This is a genomic window from Variovorax sp. PAMC 28711, assembly GCF_001577265.1.
GTDB lineage: Bacteria > Pseudomonadota > Gammaproteobacteria > Burkholderiales > Burkholderiaceae_C > Variovorax.
On the sequence record NZ_CP014517.1, the window covers coordinates 82,293 to 101,290 of the forward strand.

An 18,998-nucleotide genomic window follows, 5' to 3' on the forward strand; every position below is an offset into this window, starting at 1 on the left:
CTCAGTTGCGCTGGCAAAAGTCCAGAAGTCCGTCCAGCTCGGTCGACTTGTCGAACACCGCATCGGCGCCCAACGCGAACGATTGCGCCCTCATTTCTTCCGTCGCGTAGTTGGTCAGGACCACTACTCGCTGGTGCGGCTGACGGTTCCTGCAGCCGTTGAGCACCCCCAAACCCGAGCCCTCTTTCAGGAACAGATCGATGATGGCGAGGTCCCAATGTCCGTCATGACTTTGGAGCCAGTGAACGGCGGCTTGCTCGGTTTCTGCAGTGCCGATCACGTGGGCATCGGTCATGTCTTCGAGGGTCGGTATCAAATGTTCGCGGATGGTCTTGTTGTCCTCGACGAGAAAAGTGATTAACGCCATGTGCTTCTCCAATGGAGACCACCCTAATGAGAATGAACCGCAATGCGGTCGGCGCTCGACCCCTCGCCCTGTCGGACAAACTGCGCCTGGCCGCTCAAACCCCTGAAGGCTTCGCGATGTCGCCGAGTTCGGCCAGCGCTGCTTCGCGAATCTGGCGCCTCAAGATCTTGCCCGACGGGGTGCGGGGCAATGGCTGCGACGACAGGACGATGTAGCGCGGCACCTCGTAGCGCGCCAGGTGCATCGAAAGAAACCGGCGCAGCGCGTCCACGTCGAGCGTGGCGCTGGCGTAGACCGTGGCGCCCACCTCTTCCCCGAGTCGCTCGTCCGGCACGGCGAACACCGACGCTTCCTGCACATCGGAGTGCATCAGCAGCGCGGCCTCCCCCTGGCCGCAACCGATGTTCTCGCCGCCGCGAATGATCAGGTCCTTGAGCCGGTCGACGATGAAGAGGCAACCTTCCTCGTCGAGGAAAGCCACGTCGCCGGTGCGAAACCAGCCGTCGACGAACGAGGCGGCGTCGACCTTCGGCAGCTTCCAGTACCCGGAGAACACGGACGTGCCGCGGATCAACAGTTCCCCGCGCTGCCCGGCCGGCAAGGCGACCCCCGATTCGTCGACGATCTTCATGTCGAGCAGCAGCGAGCGCTGACCCGACAGCGTGGCCAAGTCGTAGCGCCCGTTTGTGCGATTCGCACCAGGTCGCCGGTGATGGCCGCCGGCCCGCCCACAGAGGTGAGCCGCTCGCGGTCGATCAGCGCTGCCGCGAGCTCCGGGTCCCACCGGTACATGCTGACCACGCGACTCTGCATCCGATAGCTCGACAGATAGGACGCATTGAGGCCGGTCACGTGGAACAAAGGCACCGCCAGCAGCGTGCCAGGTTGCTCGGTCGGGTCTGTCGGCGCCACGCCACTGGTCAATGCAACGATGTTGCGATCGAGCTCCCATGGCAGCAGCGCCGCCAGCACGTTGCGATGACTCGAAGGCACACCCTTGGGATGGCCGCTGGAGCCGGAGGTGTAGAGAATCATCGCGATGTCGTCCAGCGCGATGGTGGCAGGCGGCATCGGCACGTCGCCGAGCGCTTCCATGAGCGCTTCGAGCGATCGCGCGCCCGATGGCAGCCGGGTCGCTCGCACCGCCAGCAGCTGCAGGCCCGGTATCGGCGCCGCCTCCGCCACGCGATCAAGGCGCTCCTGGTCGGCCAGCAACACCGTGGCACCGCAGTCCTTCGGACCGTAGGCCAGCTCGTCGCTTTGCCAATGGCTGTTGATGGCCACCGCGACCGCGCCGATCGATGTGATGGCGCTGAACGCCAGCATCCATTCCGGGTAGTTGCGCCTCGCGATCGCGATTCGGTCGCCCGGCCGAACGCCGCACCCATGAACCAGCACATGCGCGATGCGCGACGCGGACTGCCACGCCTCGGCGAAGGTGAAGCGCTCTTCTTCGTAGACCAAGAAAGGAAGCGGGCTGACCGCGGCCTCGCACATCGCCCGCAGCGACCGCGGCGCATGCCGGAACATGCGGACCGTTCGGCCGCCCACCGCGATGTCGTGAAGTTCCAGCGGTGTGCCGGGGCCGGTGAGCGTCTCGATGGCCCGCGTTCTTGTGATCTGAGGCGTGCACGCATGGTGCCGTGTCCAAGCCGTCGCGGGAATGCGGTTCATGCGGGCTATTCATCCGGACGCATTCGTGCGACTGATGACGACCGCCCACGCTGGGGATCCCGCTCTGGTTGAATGCCGGAACGATTCACCGCGCCTTTCCAGCATGCAAGTCCAAGAAGCCGTCACCAGCCGCCGTTCGATCCGCGCCTTCCTGTCCACGCCTGTTTCAGGCGACGTGATCCGGCGCGTGGTTGCGACGGCCGCGCGGGCCCCGTCTGGCGGCAACCTCCAGCCCTGGCACATCGACGTGATGGCCGGCGAGCCGCTCGATGCGCTCAAGGCCACGATGCAGCAGCACCTGCAGTCCGGGGCGCAGCCGACGTGGGCGTACGACGTGTACCCGAAGACCTTGCCGTCGCCCTGGCGCGACCGGCGCTTCAAGGTCGGCGAAGACATGTACGCGCGGCTCGGCATTCCGCGCGACGACAAGCCGGCGCGGCTGCGCTGGTTCGCACGCAATTACGAACTGTTCGGCGCGCCGATGGCGCTCTTTTGTTCGGTGGATCGCGCGATGGGTCCGCCGCAGTGGGCCGATCTGGGCATGTACCTGCAAACGGTCATGCTGCTGCTGCGCGAAGAAGGGCTCGACAGTTGCGCACAGGAATGCTGGGCCGCGTACCCCGACGTCGTCGGCAAGGCCCTGTCGCTGCCTGCCGGTCGGATGCTTTTCAGCGGCATGTCGATCGGGTTTCGCGACCCGTCGCATGCGGTGAACGCGTTGGTCGCGGACCGCGCGCCACTCGACGAGTGGGCGCAGTTCAGAGGCGTGTGACTAGCCCGCAGGCTCGAACTTCGCCGGGCGCTTTTCCATGTTCGCGCGCACCGCCTCCGCCTGGTTGGCGCTGCCGATCAACGCCTTCTGCTCGACCGACTCGGCCATGAGCACATCAGCGGCACTGTCGCTCAACGACCCGTTCAGCAGGCGCTTGCCGGCGCGGATCGCATGCGGGCTCTTGCCTGCGATCTCGTGCGCCATCTGCAATGCGTCCGCCAGCGGTTCGGCCGAGAGCTTCGTCGCAAAGCCGATGCGCAAGGCCTCCTCGCCCGAGAAGATGCGCCCCGTGTAGGTCAGCTCGCGGACCACATCGGTCCGGGCGAGCTCGCGCATCAGCACCATGCCCGCCATGTCGGGCACCAGGCCCCACTTGATTTCCATCACCGACATTTTCGTGTCGGGCGCGACGATGCGGATGTCCGCGCCCAGTGCGACCTGCAGTCCGCCACCGAAGGCCACGCCGTGCACCGCGGCGATCACCGGCGCCGGCACTTCGCGCCAGACCATCGCCACCTGCTGCGCCGCGTTCGAGAGGCCGTGCGTGCGCTTGACCAGATCGGCACCCGCAGCGCCTTCGCCCAGCACATCGGCGCCGCTGCTCTTTTGCGTCATGCGCTCGAACGACTGCATGTCGAGCCCCGCGCAAAACGCCTTGCCGCGACCGGAGATGACGACGGCGCGCACGCCCGTGTCGTCGCGCAGCGATTCGCCAGCGGCAATCAGCGCGTCGAACATCGCCGGGTCGAGCGCGTTCATCTTGTCGGCGCGGGCCAGGGTCAGTTGCACCACGCCGTCGGGGTGGCGCGTCCATTCGATTCGTTCGCTCATGAGGTGTCTCCTTGATGGTCTTGATCGGGCGCGAGTATCGCCCGCAGCAAGGCTCGGCGATGATCACGTACATGACTCTCGACCGCCGTCATTTCATCCAGTCGGGCGCTGCCGCCCTCGTCGCGCTGATGGGCGCCGGCTGTGCCCAGCCACGCAGCGGCGCGGCCGCCCTCCCCGGTTTCGCATCGGTGCCGATGAACCTGCTCGACACCGTGACCGTGCCGCCCGGCTACACGGCCCGCGTGCTCTACCCGTGGGGCTCGCCCACCGGCGTCGCGTCGGCCATGCCGGCCTTCGCGCCCGATGCCTCCAACAGCGCCGCCGACCAGGCGGTGCAGGCGGGCATGCACCACGACGGCATGCATTTCTTCCCGCTCGGCAACGGCGGCGACCGCGCCCTGCTGGTCATGAACCACGAGTACACCGACGAGCGCTTCCTGCACACCGACGGCGTGACCGAGTGGTCCGCCGACAAGGTCGCCAAGTCGCTGCATGCGATGGGCGTCTCGGTGATCGAGATCGCGCGCCACGCCGAGGGCTGGCGCCAGGTGCTGCCCTCTTCTTTTGCACGCCGCATCCATGGCAACACCGCCATGCGCATCGCGGGCCCGGCGGCCGGCACGCCATGGATGCGCACCGCCGCCAACCCGGCCGGCGACAAAGTCTTCGGCACCTTCGCCAACTGCGCGATGGGCGTCACGCCGTGGGGCACCTACCTGACCTGCGAAGAGAACTTCCACGGTTATTTCGGTGGTCCGAAGGAAGCGGCCGGGAGCGTCGACGAGATGCAACGCCGCTACGGCACGGTGCCCGGCTCGCAGTGGGTCGACTACTGGCGCTTCGACGAGCGCTTCGACATCACGAAGCATCCGAACGAACCCAACCGCTTCGGCTGGGTGGTGGAGATCGACCCGTTCGATCCGACCGCTACGCCCGTCAAGCGCACCGCGCTCGGCCGCAAGCACCAGGAGAGCGCGACCTGCACGCTCACCGCCGACGGCCGGGTCGCGGTCTACATGGGCGACGACGCGCGCTTCGAGTACATCTACAAGTTCGTCAGCCGCGACAAGGTGCGCCCCGGGACCGATGCCGCTGCCCGCGCGGCCAACCGCACGCTGCTCGACGAAGGCACGCTTCATGTCGCGCGCTACGACGCCGACGGCACCGGGCGCTGGTTGCCGCTCGTGCACGGCCAGAACGGCATCGATGGCGCAGCCGGCTTCGCGACGCCGGCGGAGGTGCTGATCCATGCACGCTGCGCGGGCGACATCGTCGGCGGCACGAAGATGGACCGGCCCGAGTGGATCGCGGTGCACCCCCAAACCGGCGAGGTCTACGTCACCCTCACCAACAACAGCCAGCGCGGCCTGCCCGGCAAGCCGGCGCCGGACGCCGCCAACCCCCGGGTGGACAACCGTTTCGGCGGCATCCTGCGCTGGCGCGAAGACGGCCACGATGCCGCCGCCACGACCTTTCGCTGGGACCACTTCGCGCTGGCCGGCGACCCGGCCGTGCCCGCCGTCGCCGCCCGCTACCCGAGTGCGAAAGCGGATGTGTTCGGTTCACCCGACGGCCTGCACTTCGACGCGGGCGGCCTGCTCTGGATCCAGACCGATGGCAACGTCGACGAGCTCGGCTGCAACAACCAGATGCTGTGCGCCGATCCGGCCAGCGGGCGCATCGCGCGCTTCCTGGTCGGGCCGATCGGCTGCGAGATCACCGGCTGCGTGGTCACGCCCGACCGGCGCTCGCTGTTCGTGAACATCCAGCACCCGGGCGAACAGCGCACCGGCGCCGACGGGCTCTACAGCAGCGCGTGGCCGGAGACTTCAGGTCGCGGCAAGGTCCGCCCGCGCTCCGCCACCGTCGTCGTGCAGCGACAGGACGGTGGCATCGTCGGCACCTGAGTGCGCGCACCCACGAATCCCTCGAAACCGGAGACCCCGCGACCATGCCCAGCCCTTCCGCCGACCCCTTCTTGCCGCTCGCGGGCGTTCGCGTGCTCAGCCTGGCGCTCAACCTGCCGGGTCCCGCCGCGCTGATGCGTTGCCGCGCGATGGGCGCGCGCTGCCTCAAGCTGGAGCCGCCCACGGGCGACCCGATGGGCCACTACAACCGCATCGCCTACGACGCGTTGCACGGCGGCGTGACGGTGCAGTCCGTCGACCTGAAAGCCGGGGCGGGACAGCAGCAGCTGCATGCCGCGCTGGCCACGACCGATGTGCTGCTGACGTCGTTTCGCCCTTCCGCGCTTCACAAGCTCGGCCTCACCTGGACGGCGCTGCATGCGCGCTACCCGGCGCTGTCGCAGGTCGCGATCGTGGGTGCGAGCGGCGCGCGCGCCGAGGAGCCGGGCCACGATCTCACCTACCTCGCCGAGAGCGGCCTCGTCACCGGCACCGACCTGCCGCCCACGCTGTACGCCGACATGGGCGGCGCCGTGCTCGCAAGCGAGGCGGTGCTGAAGGCGGTGCTGCACCGCCGTTCAGGTGCCGCGCAGGGTGTCTTCCTGGAAGTCGCGCTCAATGCCGCCGCGCAATGGATGGCCTTGCCGCGTGCGTGGGGCCTGACGCGCCCCGAAGGCTCGGTCGGCGGCGCGCATGCAGGCTATCGCGTGTACCCCTGCGTGGACGGACGCGTGGCCGTGGCGGCACTCGAGCCGCACTTCGCGGCGCGCTTGTGCGAAGCCGCCGGCCTGGCATCGCACGACATGCTGGCCGCACAGACGCACAGCGAGATCACGGCATGGTTCGGTTCGAAGACGCGCGCCGAGCTCGACGCGCTCGCCATCGCCAGGGACATTCCGATGCACACGTTGGCGGGCTGACGCGCCGCGCTTCACAGTCCAGTCGAAACGATCCTGTGCAGCGCGTCGCTGTCGAGAATGGTGACCGTGTTGTAGGCGCAGAGGATCACACCCATTTCTTCCAGCCGGCGCAGTTCCTTGTTCACCGTTTGCCGCGAGACGCACAGCATGTCGGCCAGGTCGTCTTGCGACAGACGCAACTTGAGCCGCGTGCCCTGCGGCGCATGCACGCCGAACAGCTTGCCGAGCCGCTGCAAGGTGGCAGCGATGCGGTAGTCGGCGCCGCCGATCACGACCTGGTCGAGCACCGCGGCCACCGCGTCGACCTTGCGCTGCAGCACGACGCGCGCGAGGTCGCGCCAGTAGACCGGGTCGGTATCGAGCAGCGCCATCAATTCGGCGCAGGGCAAGTGAATGACGGCCGCGTTGTCGCGCGCCACGTAGCCATACTCGACGACCGGATTGCCGAAGAGGCGAATGAGCCCGGCCACCTCCCCGCCGCCCACGATGCCCATCACGAAGCGCCGTCCGCCCGAGGTCGTCTGGCTGATTTCGAGAAGACCCGAGACGGTGAGCAACGCCTGTCGATCGGCGCCGCTGCCCGTCGGAACGACGTTGCCGCGCCGGTACCGCCGGAAGCTGGCGCTGCGCGCGAGCTTTGCGATCTGATCGGGCGTCCACCGGGCGAACAACTTTGAATTTGCAATGGCGTTGCGCATGAGCGCAAGCGAATCTGCGTCTGGCGGGTTGGTGGTCATCGCACTCCTTTGCTCGCGCTTCAAACTCGCGCACCTTGAAGGCACCAGACTTCGATAGCAACTCCGCGCCAAATATGGTTTGGCTTGTCGGCACCACTCCCCTCTGCCGATCATAGTTACGATACTGAATGAATAGTCAACCTCCAGAGAAATCCATTCGATGTATGGGCAAGTCAGCGTGTCGACCGTGAAAAAATCCTCGCATCAGGCGCTTCACCCGCCGATTGGCGGGAACCAACCCGACTCGCGCTACGCGATGCTGCGCCTCCTTGTCACGCTGCTCATCATGACGGTGGGCAGCAGCGGCATGTATGTCGTCTCGGTCGTGTTGCCGGCGGTGCAGGCCGACTTCGGCGTGGCACGCGCTGAAGCCTCGCTGCCCTACACGATGCTGATGATCGGCTTTGGCCTCGGCGGCGTGGTGATGGGCAAGCTGGCCGACCGCTACGGCGTGATGTGGCCCCTGCTGCTCGGTGCCGTGTGCGTGGGCACGGGGTACATCGCCTCCAGCTTCGCGGGCAGCATCCTCACGTTCTCGCTGGTGCAGGCCCTGCTCATCGGGCTGGGCAGTGGCGCGGTGTTCGCACCGCTCGTGGCCGACACCTCGCTGTGGTTCGTGAAGCGGCGCGGCATGGCGGTCGCGGTGTGCGCCAGTGGCAACTACCTGGCCGGGGCGGTGTGGCCGCCGATCGTGCAGCGCTTCGTCGAAGTGGAAGGGTGGCGCGCGACCTACGTCGGCCTCGGGGTGGTATGCGGGCTGGCGATGGCCGGCCTCGCCTTGTTCATGCGCGCACGGCCCCCGGCGGTCGCGATGGCGGCTGCGCCGACCACGGCATCGGGTCGTGCGGCAGTGGCCGCTTCAATGCGACCGTTCGGCCTGAGCTTGGGTGTTGCGCAGGGGCTGTTGTGCGTGGCGGGCACCGCCTGCTGCGTGGCGATGGCGATGCCACAGGTGCACATCGTCGCCTACTGCACCGACCTCGGTTTCGGCGCGGCGCGCGGCGCGCAGATGCTGTCGCTGATGCTCGCCTGCGGCATCGTGAGCCGGCTGATCTCCGGCGCGATCTGCGACCGCATCGGCGGCCTGCGCACGCTGCTGCTCGGCTCGGTGCTGCAGTGCGTCGCGCTCCTGATGTTCCTGCCGTTCGACGGCATGGTGCCACTCTTCGTGGTGTCCGCATTGTTCGGGCTGTTCCAGGGCGGCCTCGTACCCTCGTACGCGATCATCGTGCGGGAGCACTTTCCGCCAGCCGAAGCGAGCGCGCGCGTGGGCACCGTCATCGGCTGCACGCTGCTTGGCATGGCGTTGGGCGGCTGGATGTCGGGCAAGGTGTTCGACCTCACCGGCAGCTACCACGCGGCGTTCATCAACGGCATCGCGTGGAACCTGCTGAACATGTCGATCGCGGTGTTCCTGCTGATGCGCGTGCGGCGAGCGATCCGCACGGCCACGCCCGTGGCAGCCTGAGAGCTCAGTCACCCGTGCCGTCGCGCTGGCGGTCTTCGCGCTTCAGCGTCAGGTAGGTCGCGAGATCGACTTCGTGCAACTGCACGGGGTACTTCTCGATGGACTGGAACCATGCGTTTCGCCGCTGCTCGCCCTGCCCGGCTCCCGGCGCGGCGAGGTAGGCGTCGAGCGTCAGGAAGTAGCGCATCGCATTGCGCTCGACCAGCCCGCGCGTGCCCCGGATGTGCTCGGGCTCGCGATCGCTGCCCTGGCCCAGCACCGTGAAACCGACCTTGTGACTGCCGAAGGTGGCGAGGTAGGCCTGGGTCGCCAAACGTGCCATGGTGTTGTGCTCGTAGCTGTAGCGAAAGTGCACGAAGCTGCGTCGCTCATCCAGTGCCACCGCTTCCAGCATGACGCGGTAGGCACGGGTGCCGAGCGGCCCTTCGACAGCCGAAAGGTCCATCGCGAGATGCGAGTTGCCCGTGTCCACGACGCGATACACGAAGGGAAGTTCGAAGGCACTGTCCACGGGTTTGTCGTAGCGGCGCACGACGCTCAGCGTCAGCACGTCAGCACCCGACGGCGCCTTCGCGACGCTGCAACGGCGATTGTTGATGTGGAGCAAGAGCATCTCGCACCAGCGGGCCGAGGTGCCGAGCGCACCCGCGATGTCGGCCAGTGGACGGTCGACCACCGCGTAGATGTCACCAGTCAGACCATCGGGCGTTTCAGCCGAGTCGAGCAGCAGCGGCCGCCCGAAGGGACTGCGGGCCAGACTCTCCGCCATGCGATGGTGAGCTGCGAGCAGTGCCTGCGCAGTGCTGGCCTCCTGCGGCGCGGCCGCCGCGCAAAAGGCCGCAGCCCAGAGCACGGCGCCCAGCCAGAACCTCGATGTGTGCGGCAGCTTGGTCATGCCGCACGATACCCGCGCTCAGCGCGGTTTGCGAATCACGCCGCGCACCGGGCCCACCGGCTTGCCGCGCGCCGAGCCGTTGTCGCGCGGCGGCAGGCCGGTGTGCTGGGTCAGCATGCGCCCTTTGGTGACGGTGTTTTTGGGCGTCGCCTTCACCGTCTCGACCGATGCGCTCGAGTTCTTCTTGCGCGCGCTGGTGTAGCTGCCATCCGTGAGCGGCTGCCAGGTCGGAATGAGGTGGTGCTTGCCGTTGCCGATCAGGTCGGCACGGCCCATCGACTTGAGGGCTTCGCGCAGCACGGGCCAGTTGTTGGCATCGTGGTAGCGCAGGAACGCCTTGTGCAGGCGACGGCGCTTGTCACCACGCACGATGTCGACCGTCTCGCTCTCGCGCGTGATCTTGCGCAGCGGGTTGCGGTTGGTGTGGTACATCGTCGTCGCGGTAGCCATCGGCGACGGATAGAAGGTCTGCACCTGGTCGGCGCGAAAGCCGTTCTTCTTGAGCCAGATCGCGAGATTCATCATGTCCTCGTCGCTGGTGCCCGGATGCGCCGCGATGAAGTACGGGATGAGGTATTGCTTTTTGCCGGCCTCGGCCGAGAACTTTTCGAACAGCTGCTTGAACTTGTCGTAGCTGCCGATACCCGGCTTCATCATCTTGGTGAGAGGACCCTGCTCGGTGTGCTCGGGCGCGATCTTGAGGTAGCCGCCGACGTGGTGCTGCACCAGCTCTTTCACGTACTCGGGCGATTGCACGGCGAGGTCGTAGCGCAGCCCGGAACCGATCAAGATCTTCTTGATCCCCTTGAGCGCGCGCGCCCGGCGGTAAATTTTGATGAGCGGATCGTGGTTGGTGCCAAGGTTCGAGCAGATCCCCGGGTACACGCAGCTGGGCTTGCGGCAGGCCGCTTCGATCTCGGGCGACTTGCAGCCGAGCCGGTACATGTTGGCGGTCGGCCCGCCGAGGTCGGAGATGGTGCCGGTGAAGCCGCTGACGGAGTCGCGAATCGCTTCCACTTCCTTGATGATCGATTCTTCGGAGCGGCTCTGGATGATGCGGCCCTCGTGCTCGGTGATCGAGCAGAAGGTGCAGCCGCCGAAGCAGCCCCGCATGATGTTCACGCTGAAGCGGATCATTTCCCAGGCGGGGATCTTCGTCACGCCGTCGTGGCCGCCCTTTTCGTCCGCGTAGCTCGGATGCGGGCTGCGGGCGTACGGCAGGTCGAACACGAAGTCCATCTCGGCCGTGGTCAGCGGGATCGGCGGCGGGTTGATCCACACATCGCGTGCGGTCGTTCCTTCGCCGTGCGCCTGCACCAGTGCGCGCGCGTTGCCGGGGTTCGTCTCGAGATGCAGCACGCGGTTGGCGTGGGCATAGAGCACCGGATCGGCACGCACTTGCTCGTACGACGGCAGGCGGATCACTGAACGATCGCGCGGCGGCACCGAAATCTTCGCGCGCGACACCAGTGCCGGGTTCGGCATGAAGGTGAGCGGCTTGATGCTCGGGTTGGCACCGCCCGCCGACTGCGCAGCCTGCGCGACCGCTTCGGCTTCGTCCTCTTTCGCGCAGGTGGCGCCGTTGGCCTTGGCCTGCTCGGACACCATCAGGTACGGGTTGACGTGCGCCTCGACGCGGCCGGGTTCGTCGACGCTGGTTGAATTGATCTCGAACCAGCCGTCCGGTGTGTCGCGTCGCACGTACGCGGTGCCGCGCACATCGGTGATGTCCTGCACCGGCTCGCGCGCGGCGAGGCGATGCGCAATCTCGACGATCGCGCGTTCGGCGTTGCCGTACAGCAGCAGGTCGCACTTCGAATCGACCACGACCGAGCGGCGCACTTTGTCCGACCAGTAGTCGTAGTGGGCAATGCGGCGCAGCGATCCTTCGATGCCGCCGAGCACGATCGGCACGTCGTTCCAGGCTTCCTTGCAACGTTGCGAGTACACGATGGCCGCGCGGTCAGGCCGCTTGCCGCCGATGTCGCCAGGCGTATAGGCGTCGTCGCTGCGGATTTTTCGATCGGCCGTGTAGCGGTTGATCATCGAATCCATGTTCCCCGACGTGACGCCGAAGAACAGGTTCGGTTTGCCGAGCGCCTTGAAGGGCTCGGCGCTTTGCCAGTCGGGCTGCGCGATGATCCCGACGCGAAAGCCCTGCGCCTCGAGCATTCGGCCGATCACGGACATGCCGAAACTCGGGTGGTCGACATACGCGTCGCCGGTGACCACGATCACATCGCAGCTGTCCCAGCCCAGCGCATCCATTTCCTTGCGTGTGGTCGGCAGAAATCTGGCCTTGCCGAAGCGTGCCGCCCAGTATTTGCGGTAGCTGGTGAGCGGCTTGGCGGCGCGTTGGAAGAAGGAGACGTCGACGGGGGCGTTCATCAAGGGATGGTTTGGAGGGCCGACCACGGCCCGTGGGCCCGCGAAGGGCAACCAATGATTGTAAATGGCGAGCTGCTTTTTGTCGCCCCCTGGCCGAGTGCCCTGCCAGGCACAAGGTCGCATTTAGTTGACTCAGTCAAATTTTCTATGAAAATCGGGCGCATGCACAACACAGTTGCCGCGCGCCCGAGCGTGCCAGCCCACGCCATCAAGGCGATCCGGCGCTTCAATCGCTTCTTCACACGTCGCATCGGGGTGCTCGACCCGTACCTCGGAAGCAATCTGACGCTCACCGACGCGCGGGTGCTGTATGAACTGGCGCATCGCCAGGGGCCGGTCGCACGCGATCTGATGCGGGACCTCGGCCTCGACGCGGGCTACACCAGCCGCATCCTCAAGCGCTTCGAGGCCGCAGGCTGGCTGGAGCGCACTCCCAATCCGGACGATGCGCGGCAAAACCTGCTGACGCTGACACAGGCCGGACACGCTGCCTTCGCGCCACTGCAACAGAAATCCCGCGAAGAAGCAGCGGCCCTGCTCGCCCCGCTCGGTGCGGCACAGCAACAACAGGTGGTCGACGCGATGGTCCGCATCGAATCGCTGCTCGAGACGTCTGCGACAGGCGTGTCAGCGCGCAACCTCACGCTGCGTGATCCACTGCCCGGCGACCTGGGATGGGTCGTGCAGCAGCACGGCGAGATCTACGCGCGCGAGTACGGGTGGGATCTCGAATTCGAAGCCCTTGTGGCAGGCATTGCGGCGGGCTTCGTGCGCAAGTTCCAGCCCCAATGGGAGAAGTGCTGGATCGCCGAACTCGACGGCGAGCGCGTAGGCGCGATTTTCGTGGTGCGCCAATCGTCAACCACAGCGCGGCTGCGCATGCTGTTGCTCACGCCGCAAGCCCGGGGCCATGGCCTCGGCGCACGGTTGACCGACGAGTGCATCGCCTTTGCGCGCGCCAGGGGCTACAGGAAGATGGTCCTGTGGACCCACAGCTGCCTGACCGCCGCGCGAGGCATCTACGCCAGGCGGGGTTTCAAGCTCGTCAAGTCCGCGCCCTACGAGGGCTTCGGCCAGCAGTTGGTGGGTGAGACGTGGTCGCTCAAGTTGTAGGGCGGGCGGCAGGTCTTCGCCACAGCGGGCGCAGCAGCGGCACAACCCATATCAGCACCGACACGGCCGCCAGCGTGGCGGCGATCGGTCGGGAAACGAACCCCATCAAACTGCCGTCCGACTTGATCATCGACGTGATGAAGTTCTCCTCCAGCATGCCGCCGAGCACCACGCCCAGGATGGCAGGCGCGATCGGGAATTTGTTCTCTTCCAGCACGTAGGCCACGATGCCGGCGACCAGCATCACGCCGATGTCGAACAGCGAGTTGTTGATGGCAAACGCGCCAACGATGCAGAACAGCATGATCAACGGCATCAATACGTTGCGCGGCACCTTCAGGATGCGCTTGGACACCTTGATGCACAGGACGCCGAGCGGAATCATGATGATGTTCGCCATGATGAACAGCAGGAACACCGCATAGATGTTCTGCGGGTTGGTCGTGAAGAGCGTGGGCCCGGGATTCAGGTTCTTCATGTAGAGCACGCCGATCACGATGGCCGTGATCGAATCGCCGGGAATGCCGAAGACCAGGGCCGGAATCCAGGCCCCTGCGAGCGCGCTGTTGTTGGCCGAGCCCGACTCCACGATGCCTTCCACGTGGCCGGTACCGAACTTCTCGGGCTCCTTCGAGAATTTCTTGCTCATTGCGTACGACATCCACGCCGCGATGTCGGCGCCCGCACCGGGCAAAGCGCCTACCGCCGTGCCCAGCACGCTGCCGCGCAGGATCTGAACCGGGTATTTCTTCGCCAGCGCCCATTGCCCCTTGAGCACACCGCCAATCTTGTCGATCACCAATTCAGCCGGAGGCAGCGTGTCGACGGCATAGCGGATCACCTCGGAGATGGCGAACATGCCGATCATCATCGGGATCATGCCGATGCCGCCGGTCATCTCGGTGTTGCCGAACGTGAAGCGAGGAAAGCCTGCCGGATTGCCGAGTCCGACGCAAGCAACCATCAGCCCGAGCAACAGCGTGACCAGGCCCTTCAGGGGTCGGTCGGACGTGATGAAGACAGCGCAGGTCAGTCCCAGCAGCACGAGCCAGAAGTACTCGAACGAACTGAAATTGAGCGCGAAATCGGCCAGCATCGGTGCGGCGACGATCAGCACCACGGTGCCGAACAGGCCACCCACCGCAGAGAACACCAGACCGGCGCCCAGCGCGGTTTCGGCCATGCCCTTGCGGGTCATGGCGAACGCCTCGTCGGTATAGGCCGCCGAGGCCGGTGTTCCCGGAATGCGCAGCAGGCAGCCCGGAATATCGCCGGAGAAGATGGCCATCGCTGTGGCGGTGACCATCGCGGCGATGGCGGGAATCGGCTCCATGAAGAAAGTGATCGGCACCAGAAGCGCCACCGCCATCGTCGCCGACAGACCGGGCACTGCACCGACGAAAAGACCGTAGAGCGAGGCGATCACCATCACCATCAGCGTGTACGGCTGGAACACCATCGAGAAAGCTTGCACCAGAGCAGAAGACATGGACTACCAGGCGTAAGGTGTGAGGATGCCCAGGGCAGAGGCACCCGCAGCAGCTTGTAGAAAAGCGTATAGATCACGAGCGTGGCAACGACGGCCACCAGCAGTGCCACCGCCGGCCGCACCTGCAACGACCACATCAGCGCCGTGAGGATCGTGATCGAGACGATCAGGAAACCCAGCGTGTTGGCTGCCAGGATGTAGAACACCACGCCGAACACGACGAGCGCGAGCGCCAGCACGTGCCGGGGCGACCGAACCCAGTCACCGAAGCACAACCAGGGCTGTTCGCGCCGCTCGCGCCAACCTTTGAGCACCAGCATCGCGCCGCACAGGCAGAGACCGGCGGCGATCAGGCCTGGGAACAGCGCGGGGCCCACTTGCTGGCCCGGAATCTTCGGGTAGCTCTGCACCACGGCCAGCACTACGGCGCCGAGCACCAGCAGGAGCAGTCCGAAGACGGCGTCGTTGATCTTCATCGCGAGCTACTTGGCGATGCCCACGGCCTTCATCGTCGCACCGAGCTCGGCGTCGGACTTGGCCATGTACTTTCCGAAGTCATCGGCACCCGCGTACACCACCCCATAGCCACGCGAGCCCATGAAGTCGGTGTACTCCTTGCTGGCGGCGACCTTTTGAATGGCGGCCGCCAGTTTGTCGCGCACGTCTGCGGGAATGCCCTTGGGGGCGACGATGCCGCGCCATGCAGCCATGGTCCAGTCGCTGCCGGTGGCCGCTTTGAGCGTCGGAATATTCGGGTACAGCGCCGATGGCTTGTCGCTCATGATCGCGAGGCTCTTGACCTTGCCCGCGTCGATCAGCGAACGCGCCTCGGGCAGCGACACCGGCGAGATCTCCACGCCGCCCGCCACCATGTCCTGCAGACCGGGCGCCGCGCCGTTGCTGGGTACCCATGGCACGGAGGCCGGATCGATCTTCTGGTCGCGCAGCAAGCCGGCGATCGCCAGGTGCCAGATGCCACCCTGACCGGTGCCCGAGGCCTTGAACTTGCCGGGGTTGGCCTTCACGGCGGCGAGCAGGTCATTCACCGTCTTGTAAGGCGCATCGGCGCGCACCTGCACCCCCGCCGGGTCTGCATTGACGAGTCCGAGCGGCGTGTACGAGGCGCCGGTCAACTCGGTCAGCCCCTGCCAGTGCATCATGCCGATCTCGACCGTGGCCAGGCCGATGGTGTAGCCATCCGGTGCCGCAGACGCAATCGCCGCGTGACCCACGACGCCGCTGCCGCCCGTGCGGTTCACCACCGTCACCGGTTGACCCACTTCCTTTTCGAGCAGGCCGCGATGATGCGCGCGGTGGCGTCGGTGCCACCCCCCGCACCCCAGGGCACGATCAGCGTGATGGGCCGCGCCGGATAACCCTGTGCGGCGGCTGGCAGGGTGACTGCTACACCCATGAAGCCGGCGAGCAGGCCGGAAATAGCAACGACGACGGAACGGCGTGAGCGAACGCGCATGGGATTTGTCTCCTGGGCGGAAGTCATTGTCATGACGATTGAATAGGGCGAACGTGCTTTTCTCACGCTTCGCCCTCCCGGGACACTAGGGCGTTCCACCGCTTGCTTCGGTCGGGGTGTGTTCAGTTTGGCTTTACTGCATGAACCAGCCGTGGCTCACGACGAGCGACTGGCCGGTCAGCGCGTTCGTCGGAAAACCCGCGAACATCAGTGCGACCTGCGCAACGTCGTCCGTGGTGGTGAATTCGCCATCGACTGTTTTCCTTGAGCATCACGTTCTTGATGACCTGCTCTTCGGTGATGCCGAGCGTCTTCGCCTGTTCGGGAATCTGCTTTTCGACCAGCGGTGTGCGCACGAAACCGGGGCAGATCACGTTGGCGCGCACACCGTGCTTGGCCCCTTCCTTGGCGACGGTCTTGCACAGGCCGATCAGGCCGTGCTTGGCGGTCACGTAGGGCGCCTTCAGCACCGATGCTTCCTTGGAGTGCACCGAACCCATGTAGATCACGCTGCCGCCACGGCCTTGTGCGTACATGTGCTTCAGGCAGGCCCTGGTCGTGAGGAACGCGCCATCGAGGTGGATCGCCAGCATCTTCTTCCAATCGGAGAAAGTGAATTCCTCGACGGGATGCACGATCTGGATGCCGGCATTGCTGACCAGGATGTCAATGCCGCCGAAAGCCGCTGCAGCCTCCTCGACGGCTGCGTTCACCTGGTCTTCGTCGGTCACGTCCATCCCGACGCCGATGGCCTGGGCACCGGTGGCCTTCAGTTCTTGCGCCGTGGCGTCGGCGGCCGCCTTGTTGAGGTCGGCGATGACGATCTTCGCGCCCGCCTTGGCGAACACGATGGCAATTTCCTTGCCGATGCCACTGGCCGCACCGGTGATGAAAGCGACTTTTTCCGTGAGTTGCATGAGATTCCCTTCAGATGAAAAAAGCGGTGACGCCGGTCAGGCGAGATAGTCGTGCTCGACAGTGCCGAGCGCGAGCGTCATGTCTGCGATGAAGTGCACGGCGGACTCTATCTTGAGCACCGGCAAATCGGCCACCGGCGCCAATGCGTGCGGGTGCAGTTCGAGCGACGCCGGGCCGGTCCACGCGCCGTGCAGCGTGACGTCGACCATGTGATAGCGCACCAGCTCGCAGATGCGGGTCGTGCCGTCCACATGCGGAATGATCTTCAGCAGGAAGTTCGGCTGCGCGATGCCGGCCAGGATCGGGCCCGGCTCGAGTGCGCGGTGCTTGAAGCCCATCGTCGCCTTTGCCACGCGCAGCTTGCCGTAGTCGAGCGTGCCGACCACCACGTCGGTTTCGTAGTCGAGCACCGGTGACGCCAGCTTCTTCGGAAAGCCCCACAGCTCGCGGCCACCGGCAATCGGCGGGTGGTCGTTGAGGTACATGGCGTGCACATAGGCGCCCTGCTCCACGCCCTTGTCGGTGCGCAGCTGGACCGGAATCACCTGGCCGGACTCGGTGTAGTCGCCGAAGCCAGTGGAATCGGGCATTCGGATGAACTCGTACTTGACCAGCGGCTCGACCACTTCGAGCGGCTCCGGCACCACGGCGCGCAAGGCGTCCATGTCGGTGCGGTACGTGACGATCATGAATTCGCGACGCATGAAGCGGTACGGCCCCGGCGGAAACGCGGGGCTGGTGAGGGGCATGGCGAAAGCCGTGCGTTTGACGTCTGCGATGTTCATTGCGTGCGTGCTCCCGGAAAATCGATCACCCGCTGGCGCGCGTTCCATGGGCCGTGCCAGAACGCGTGTCCAGCGCCGGGCCGTGCACCCGTAAGGCGTCGGGCTCGGTCAGGTCAAAGGTGGTGACGCCGTTGGCCGTCGTGGTTGCCAGCCACTCGGGATGGGCCAGTGTGTTGCGCATGTCGCGCGAACCGGCCTCCCAGTGTTCGATCACGGTGGCGCGGGAGAACTCATAGTCTTTCGAGTCGAGCTCGTAGGGCTTGTTGCGATAGATCAGGTGGACGATGTCGATCGGCTGGTGCGTCATCTGCGCGCTCAGCGCCTTCACGCTCTTGTCGTTGCGCAGGGCCGGCGGCAATTTCTTGATGAGGTCGGCCAGCGCCTGTTGCAGGTTCACGTTGGCGGACACCGCATCGGTATTCATGCGGGTGCGGCTCGAATAGGTGATGTCCTTCTGCCGCTGCGACACTTCGGACAGCGTTTGCGGCATCGCACCGCGCGCACTGAACAGGTCGACCTGCAGCACCACCAGTGGCTGGGTGCGCGGATGCACGTCCAGCACGTACTGCAGTGGCGTGTTCGAGACGATCCCGCCATCCCAGTAATCCTCGCCATCGATGTGCACGGGCGGAAAGCCAGGTGGCAAGGCGCCACTGGCCATGATGTGTTCGGGGCCGATCTTGTGCATCGTGTTGTCGAAGTAGATCGAGTTGCCCGTGCGCACGTTCACTGCACCCACGCTCAGCCGCATGGCACCCCTCGTATTGATGCGGTCGAAGTCGACGAAGCGCTCGAGGGTCGGCTTCAACGCGGCCGTGTCGCAATAGCTGAGCACCGGCGCGGCGCCGCCCATCAGGAGCGCCGGACTGACCCTCGGCATGAAAAAGCCCGGAATGCCGAACAGGATGGCCGCGTTTGCACTCCATTGATTGAGGAGGGTGCGCTCGCCAAAAGTCGAAGGCAATTGCTGGCCCGGCGCGGACGATAAGAGATTCCAGAACCCCTTGAGCTGTGCCACCCGTTGGGCGGGAGCATTGCCCGCGATGATGGCGGCGTTGATCGCGCCAATCGACACCCCCGCCACCCAATCAAGCGACTGATACCGCTCGAACATCGCCTCGAACACGCCACCCTGATAGGAGCCGAGCGCGCCCCCGCCCTGAAGAACGAGTGCCTTGGTAGCGGCATTCATGTCAGCCCCGCGAGGCGGCCTTGGAGTCGAAGAGGTCGGGGGCTTTGCTTTGCTCATGCCCCATTGGA

16 protein-coding genes and 2 pseudogenes are annotated in these 18,998 nt (G+C 65.9%); 5 read left to right on the forward strand and 13 right to left on the reverse strand.

Annotation, left to right across the window (positions count from 1 at the left end; genetic code table 11):
* Position 1: 1 nt before the first annotated feature.
* From AX767_RS00520 to AX767_RS00530, 3 genes are all read right to left on the reverse strand, one after another.
* Positions 2–367, reverse strand: a complete 366-nt coding sequence (locus AX767_RS00520) for a response regulator (protein WP_068633209.1) — start codon at positions 365–367, stop codon at positions 2–4.
* Positions 368–461: 94 nt separating this feature from the next.
* Positions 462–1,037 (reverse strand): class I adenylate-forming enzyme family protein, encoded by a 576-nt coding sequence (locus AX767_RS00525; RefSeq protein WP_068627885.1) that lies wholly within the window; start codon positions 1,035–1,037, stop codon positions 462–464.
* The gene (locus AX767_RS00530; protein ID WP_068627886.1) at positions 995–2,041 is read right to left on the reverse strand and encodes an AMP-binding protein; all 1,047 of its coding nucleotides are present in this window, start codon (positions 2,039–2,041) and stop codon (positions 995–997) included. The genes AX767_RS00525 and AX767_RS00530 overlap by 43 nt, the downstream gene beginning before the upstream one ends.
* A gap of 103 nt (positions 2,042–2,144) precedes the next feature.
* On the opposite strand from AX767_RS00530, the gene AX767_RS00535 reads away from it, so the two are divergent.
* Positions 2,145–2,813, forward strand: a complete 669-nt coding sequence (locus tag AX767_RS00535) for a nitroreductase (RefSeq protein ID WP_068627887.1) — start codon at positions 2,145–2,147, stop codon at positions 2,811–2,813.
* On the opposite strand, the gene AX767_RS00540 is transcribed toward AX767_RS00535, so the two are convergent.
* Complete coding sequence (locus AX767_RS00540) at positions 2,814–3,644, reverse strand: crotonase/enoyl-CoA hydratase family protein (RefSeq protein ID WP_068627888.1); 831 nt, start codon at positions 3,642–3,644, stop codon at positions 2,814–2,816.
* 71 nt (positions 3,645–3,715) lie between these two features.
* On the opposite strand from AX767_RS00540, the gene AX767_RS00545 reads away from it, so the two are divergent.
* Together AX767_RS00545 and AX767_RS00550 are read left to right on the forward strand one after the other, a co-directional pair.
* Entirely contained in the window at positions 3,716–5,551 is a 1,836-nt protein-coding gene (locus tag AX767_RS00545) for a PhoX family protein (protein WP_068633211.1), read from the forward strand.
* Between the two features lie 44 nt (positions 5,552–5,595).
* Positions 5,596–6,471 (forward strand): CoA transferase, encoded by an 876-nt coding sequence (locus AX767_RS00550; protein ID WP_068627889.1) that lies wholly within the window; start codon positions 5,596–5,598, stop codon positions 6,469–6,471.
* A gap of 11 nt (positions 6,472–6,482) precedes the next feature.
* On the opposite strand, the gene AX767_RS00555 is transcribed toward AX767_RS00550, so the two are convergent.
* Positions 6,483–7,208 (reverse strand): Crp/Fnr family transcriptional regulator, encoded by a 726-nt coding sequence (locus AX767_RS00555; RefSeq protein ID WP_068627890.1) that lies wholly within the window; start codon positions 7,206–7,208, stop codon positions 6,483–6,485.
* A 256-nt stretch (positions 7,209–7,464) separates the two neighbouring features.
* Here AX767_RS00555 and AX767_RS00560 point away from each other — a divergent pair, with 256 nt between their 5' ends.
* Positions 7,465–8,676, forward strand: a complete 1,212-nt coding sequence (locus tag AX767_RS00560) for an MFS transporter (RefSeq protein WP_068633213.1) — start codon at positions 7,465–7,467, stop codon at positions 8,674–8,676.
* Between the two features lie 4 nt (positions 8,677–8,680).
* Here the strand turns inward: AX767_RS00560 and AX767_RS00565 are convergent, their stop codons facing one another.
* Together AX767_RS00565 and AX767_RS00570 are read right to left on the reverse strand one after the other, a co-directional pair.
* A complete protein-coding gene (locus tag AX767_RS00565) occupies positions 8,681–9,571 on the reverse strand; it encodes a hypothetical protein (RefSeq protein WP_068627891.1) in 891 nt (296 codons plus the stop codon).
* Positions 9,572–9,589: 18 nt separating this feature from the next.
* Positions 9,590–11,959 carry a YgiQ family radical SAM protein gene (locus AX767_RS00570; protein ID WP_068627892.1) on the reverse strand — a complete coding sequence of 790 codons (2,370 nt, stop codon included), beginning with the start codon at positions 11,957–11,959 and terminating at the stop codon, positions 9,590–9,592.
* 162 nt (positions 11,960–12,121) lie between these two features.
* Here AX767_RS00570 and AX767_RS00575 point away from each other — a divergent pair, with 162 nt between their 5' ends.
* On the forward strand, positions 12,122–13,072 hold the full coding sequence (locus AX767_RS00575) for a bifunctional helix-turn-helix transcriptional regulator/GNAT family N-acetyltransferase (protein ID WP_068633215.1): 951 nt from the start codon (positions 12,122–12,124) through the stop codon (positions 13,070–13,072).
* On the opposite strand, the gene AX767_RS00580 is transcribed toward AX767_RS00575, so the two are convergent.
* The 6 genes and pseudogenes from AX767_RS00580 to AX767_RS00605 form a co-directional block, all read right to left on the reverse strand.
* Positions 13,062–14,561 (reverse strand): tripartite tricarboxylate transporter permease, encoded by a 1,500-nt coding sequence (locus AX767_RS00580; RefSeq protein ID WP_068627893.1) that lies wholly within the window; start codon positions 14,559–14,561, stop codon positions 13,062–13,064. The two genes, AX767_RS00575 and AX767_RS00580, sit on opposite strands and share 11 nt — an antisense overlap.
* The gene (locus tag AX767_RS00585) at positions 14,507–15,037 is read right to left on the reverse strand and encodes a tripartite tricarboxylate transporter TctB family protein (protein ID WP_237288513.1); all 531 of its coding nucleotides are present in this window, start codon (positions 15,035–15,037) and stop codon (positions 14,507–14,509) included. The genes AX767_RS00580 and AX767_RS00585 overlap by 55 nt, the downstream gene beginning before the upstream one ends.
* A gap of 6 nt (positions 15,038–15,043) precedes the next feature.
* Positions 15,044–16,035, reverse strand: a pseudogene (locus tag AX767_RS00590) (tripartite tricarboxylate transporter substrate binding protein).
* Between the two features lie 133 nt (positions 16,036–16,168).
* Positions 16,169–16,952 (reverse strand): annotated as a pseudogene (locus AX767_RS00595) (3-hydroxybutyrate dehydrogenase).
* A 36-nt stretch (positions 16,953–16,988) separates the two neighbouring features.
* On the reverse strand, positions 16,989–17,738 hold the full coding sequence (locus AX767_RS00600; protein ID WP_068627894.1) for an acetoacetate decarboxylase: 750 nt from the start codon (positions 17,736–17,738) through the stop codon (positions 16,989–16,991).
* A gap of 25 nt (positions 17,739–17,763) precedes the next feature.
* Positions 17,764–18,930, reverse strand: coding sequence for a DUF3734 domain-containing protein (locus AX767_RS00605; protein WP_082754714.1), 1,167 nt, complete (start codon positions 18,928–18,930; stop codon positions 17,764–17,766).
* Positions 18,931–18,998 lie beyond the last annotated feature (68 nt).

Excerpts from the sequence above, each read along its gene's own strand:
- AX767_RS00565 (WP_068627891.1), bottom strand. The coding sequence starts at position 9,571 with ATGACCAAGCTGCCGCACACATCGAGGTTCTGGCTGGGCGCCGTGCTC.
- AX767_RS00550 (WP_068627889.1), top strand. The coding sequence starts at position 5,596 with ATGCCCAGCCCTTCCGCCGACCCCTTCTTGCCGCTCGCGGGCGTTCGC.
- AX767_RS00585 (WP_237288513.1), bottom strand. The coding sequence starts at position 15,037 with ATGAAGATCAACGACGCCGTCTTCGGACTGCTCCTGCTGGTGCTCGGC.
- AX767_RS00580 (WP_068627893.1), bottom strand. The coding sequence starts at position 14,561 with ATGTCTTCTGCTCTGGTGCAAGCTTTCTCGATGGTGTTCCAGCCGTAC.
- AX767_RS00600 (WP_068627894.1), bottom strand. The coding sequence starts at position 17,738 with ATGAACATCGCAGACGTCAAACGCACGGCTTTCGCCATGCCCCTCACC.
- AX767_RS00605 (WP_082754714.1), bottom strand. The coding sequence starts at position 18,930 with ATGAATGCCGCTACCAAGGCACTCGTTCTTCAGGGCGGGGGCGCGCTC.
- AX767_RS00560 (WP_068633213.1), top strand. The coding sequence starts at position 7,465 with ATGCTGCGCCTCCTTGTCACGCTGCTCATCATGACGGTGGGCAGCAGC.
- AX767_RS00575 (WP_068633215.1), top strand. The coding sequence starts at position 12,122 with ATGCACAACACAGTTGCCGCGCGCCCGAGCGTGCCAGCCCACGCCATC.
- AX767_RS00555 (WP_068627890.1), bottom strand. The coding sequence starts at position 7,208 with ATGACCACCAACCCGCCAGACGCAGATTCGCTTGCGCTCATGCGCAAC.
- AX767_RS00530 (WP_068627886.1), bottom strand. The coding sequence starts at position 2,041 with ATGAACCGCATTCCCGCGACGGCTTGGACACGGCACCATGCGTGCACG.
- AX767_RS00545 (WP_068633211.1), top strand. The coding sequence starts at position 3,716 with ATGACTCTCGACCGCCGTCATTTCATCCAGTCGGGCGCTGCCGCCCTC.
- AX767_RS00520 (WP_068633209.1), bottom strand. The coding sequence starts at position 367 with ATGGCGTTAATCACTTTTCTCGTCGAGGACAACAAGACCATCCGCGAA.
- AX767_RS00535 (WP_068627887.1), top strand. The coding sequence starts at position 2,145 with ATGCAAGTCCAAGAAGCCGTCACCAGCCGCCGTTCGATCCGCGCCTTC.
- AX767_RS00570 (WP_068627892.1), bottom strand. The coding sequence starts at position 11,959 with ATGAACGCCCCCGTCGACGTCTCCTTCTTCCAACGCGCCGCCAAGCCG.
- AX767_RS00540 (WP_068627888.1), bottom strand. The coding sequence starts at position 3,644 with ATGAGCGAACGAATCGAATGGACGCGCCACCCCGACGGCGTGGTGCAA.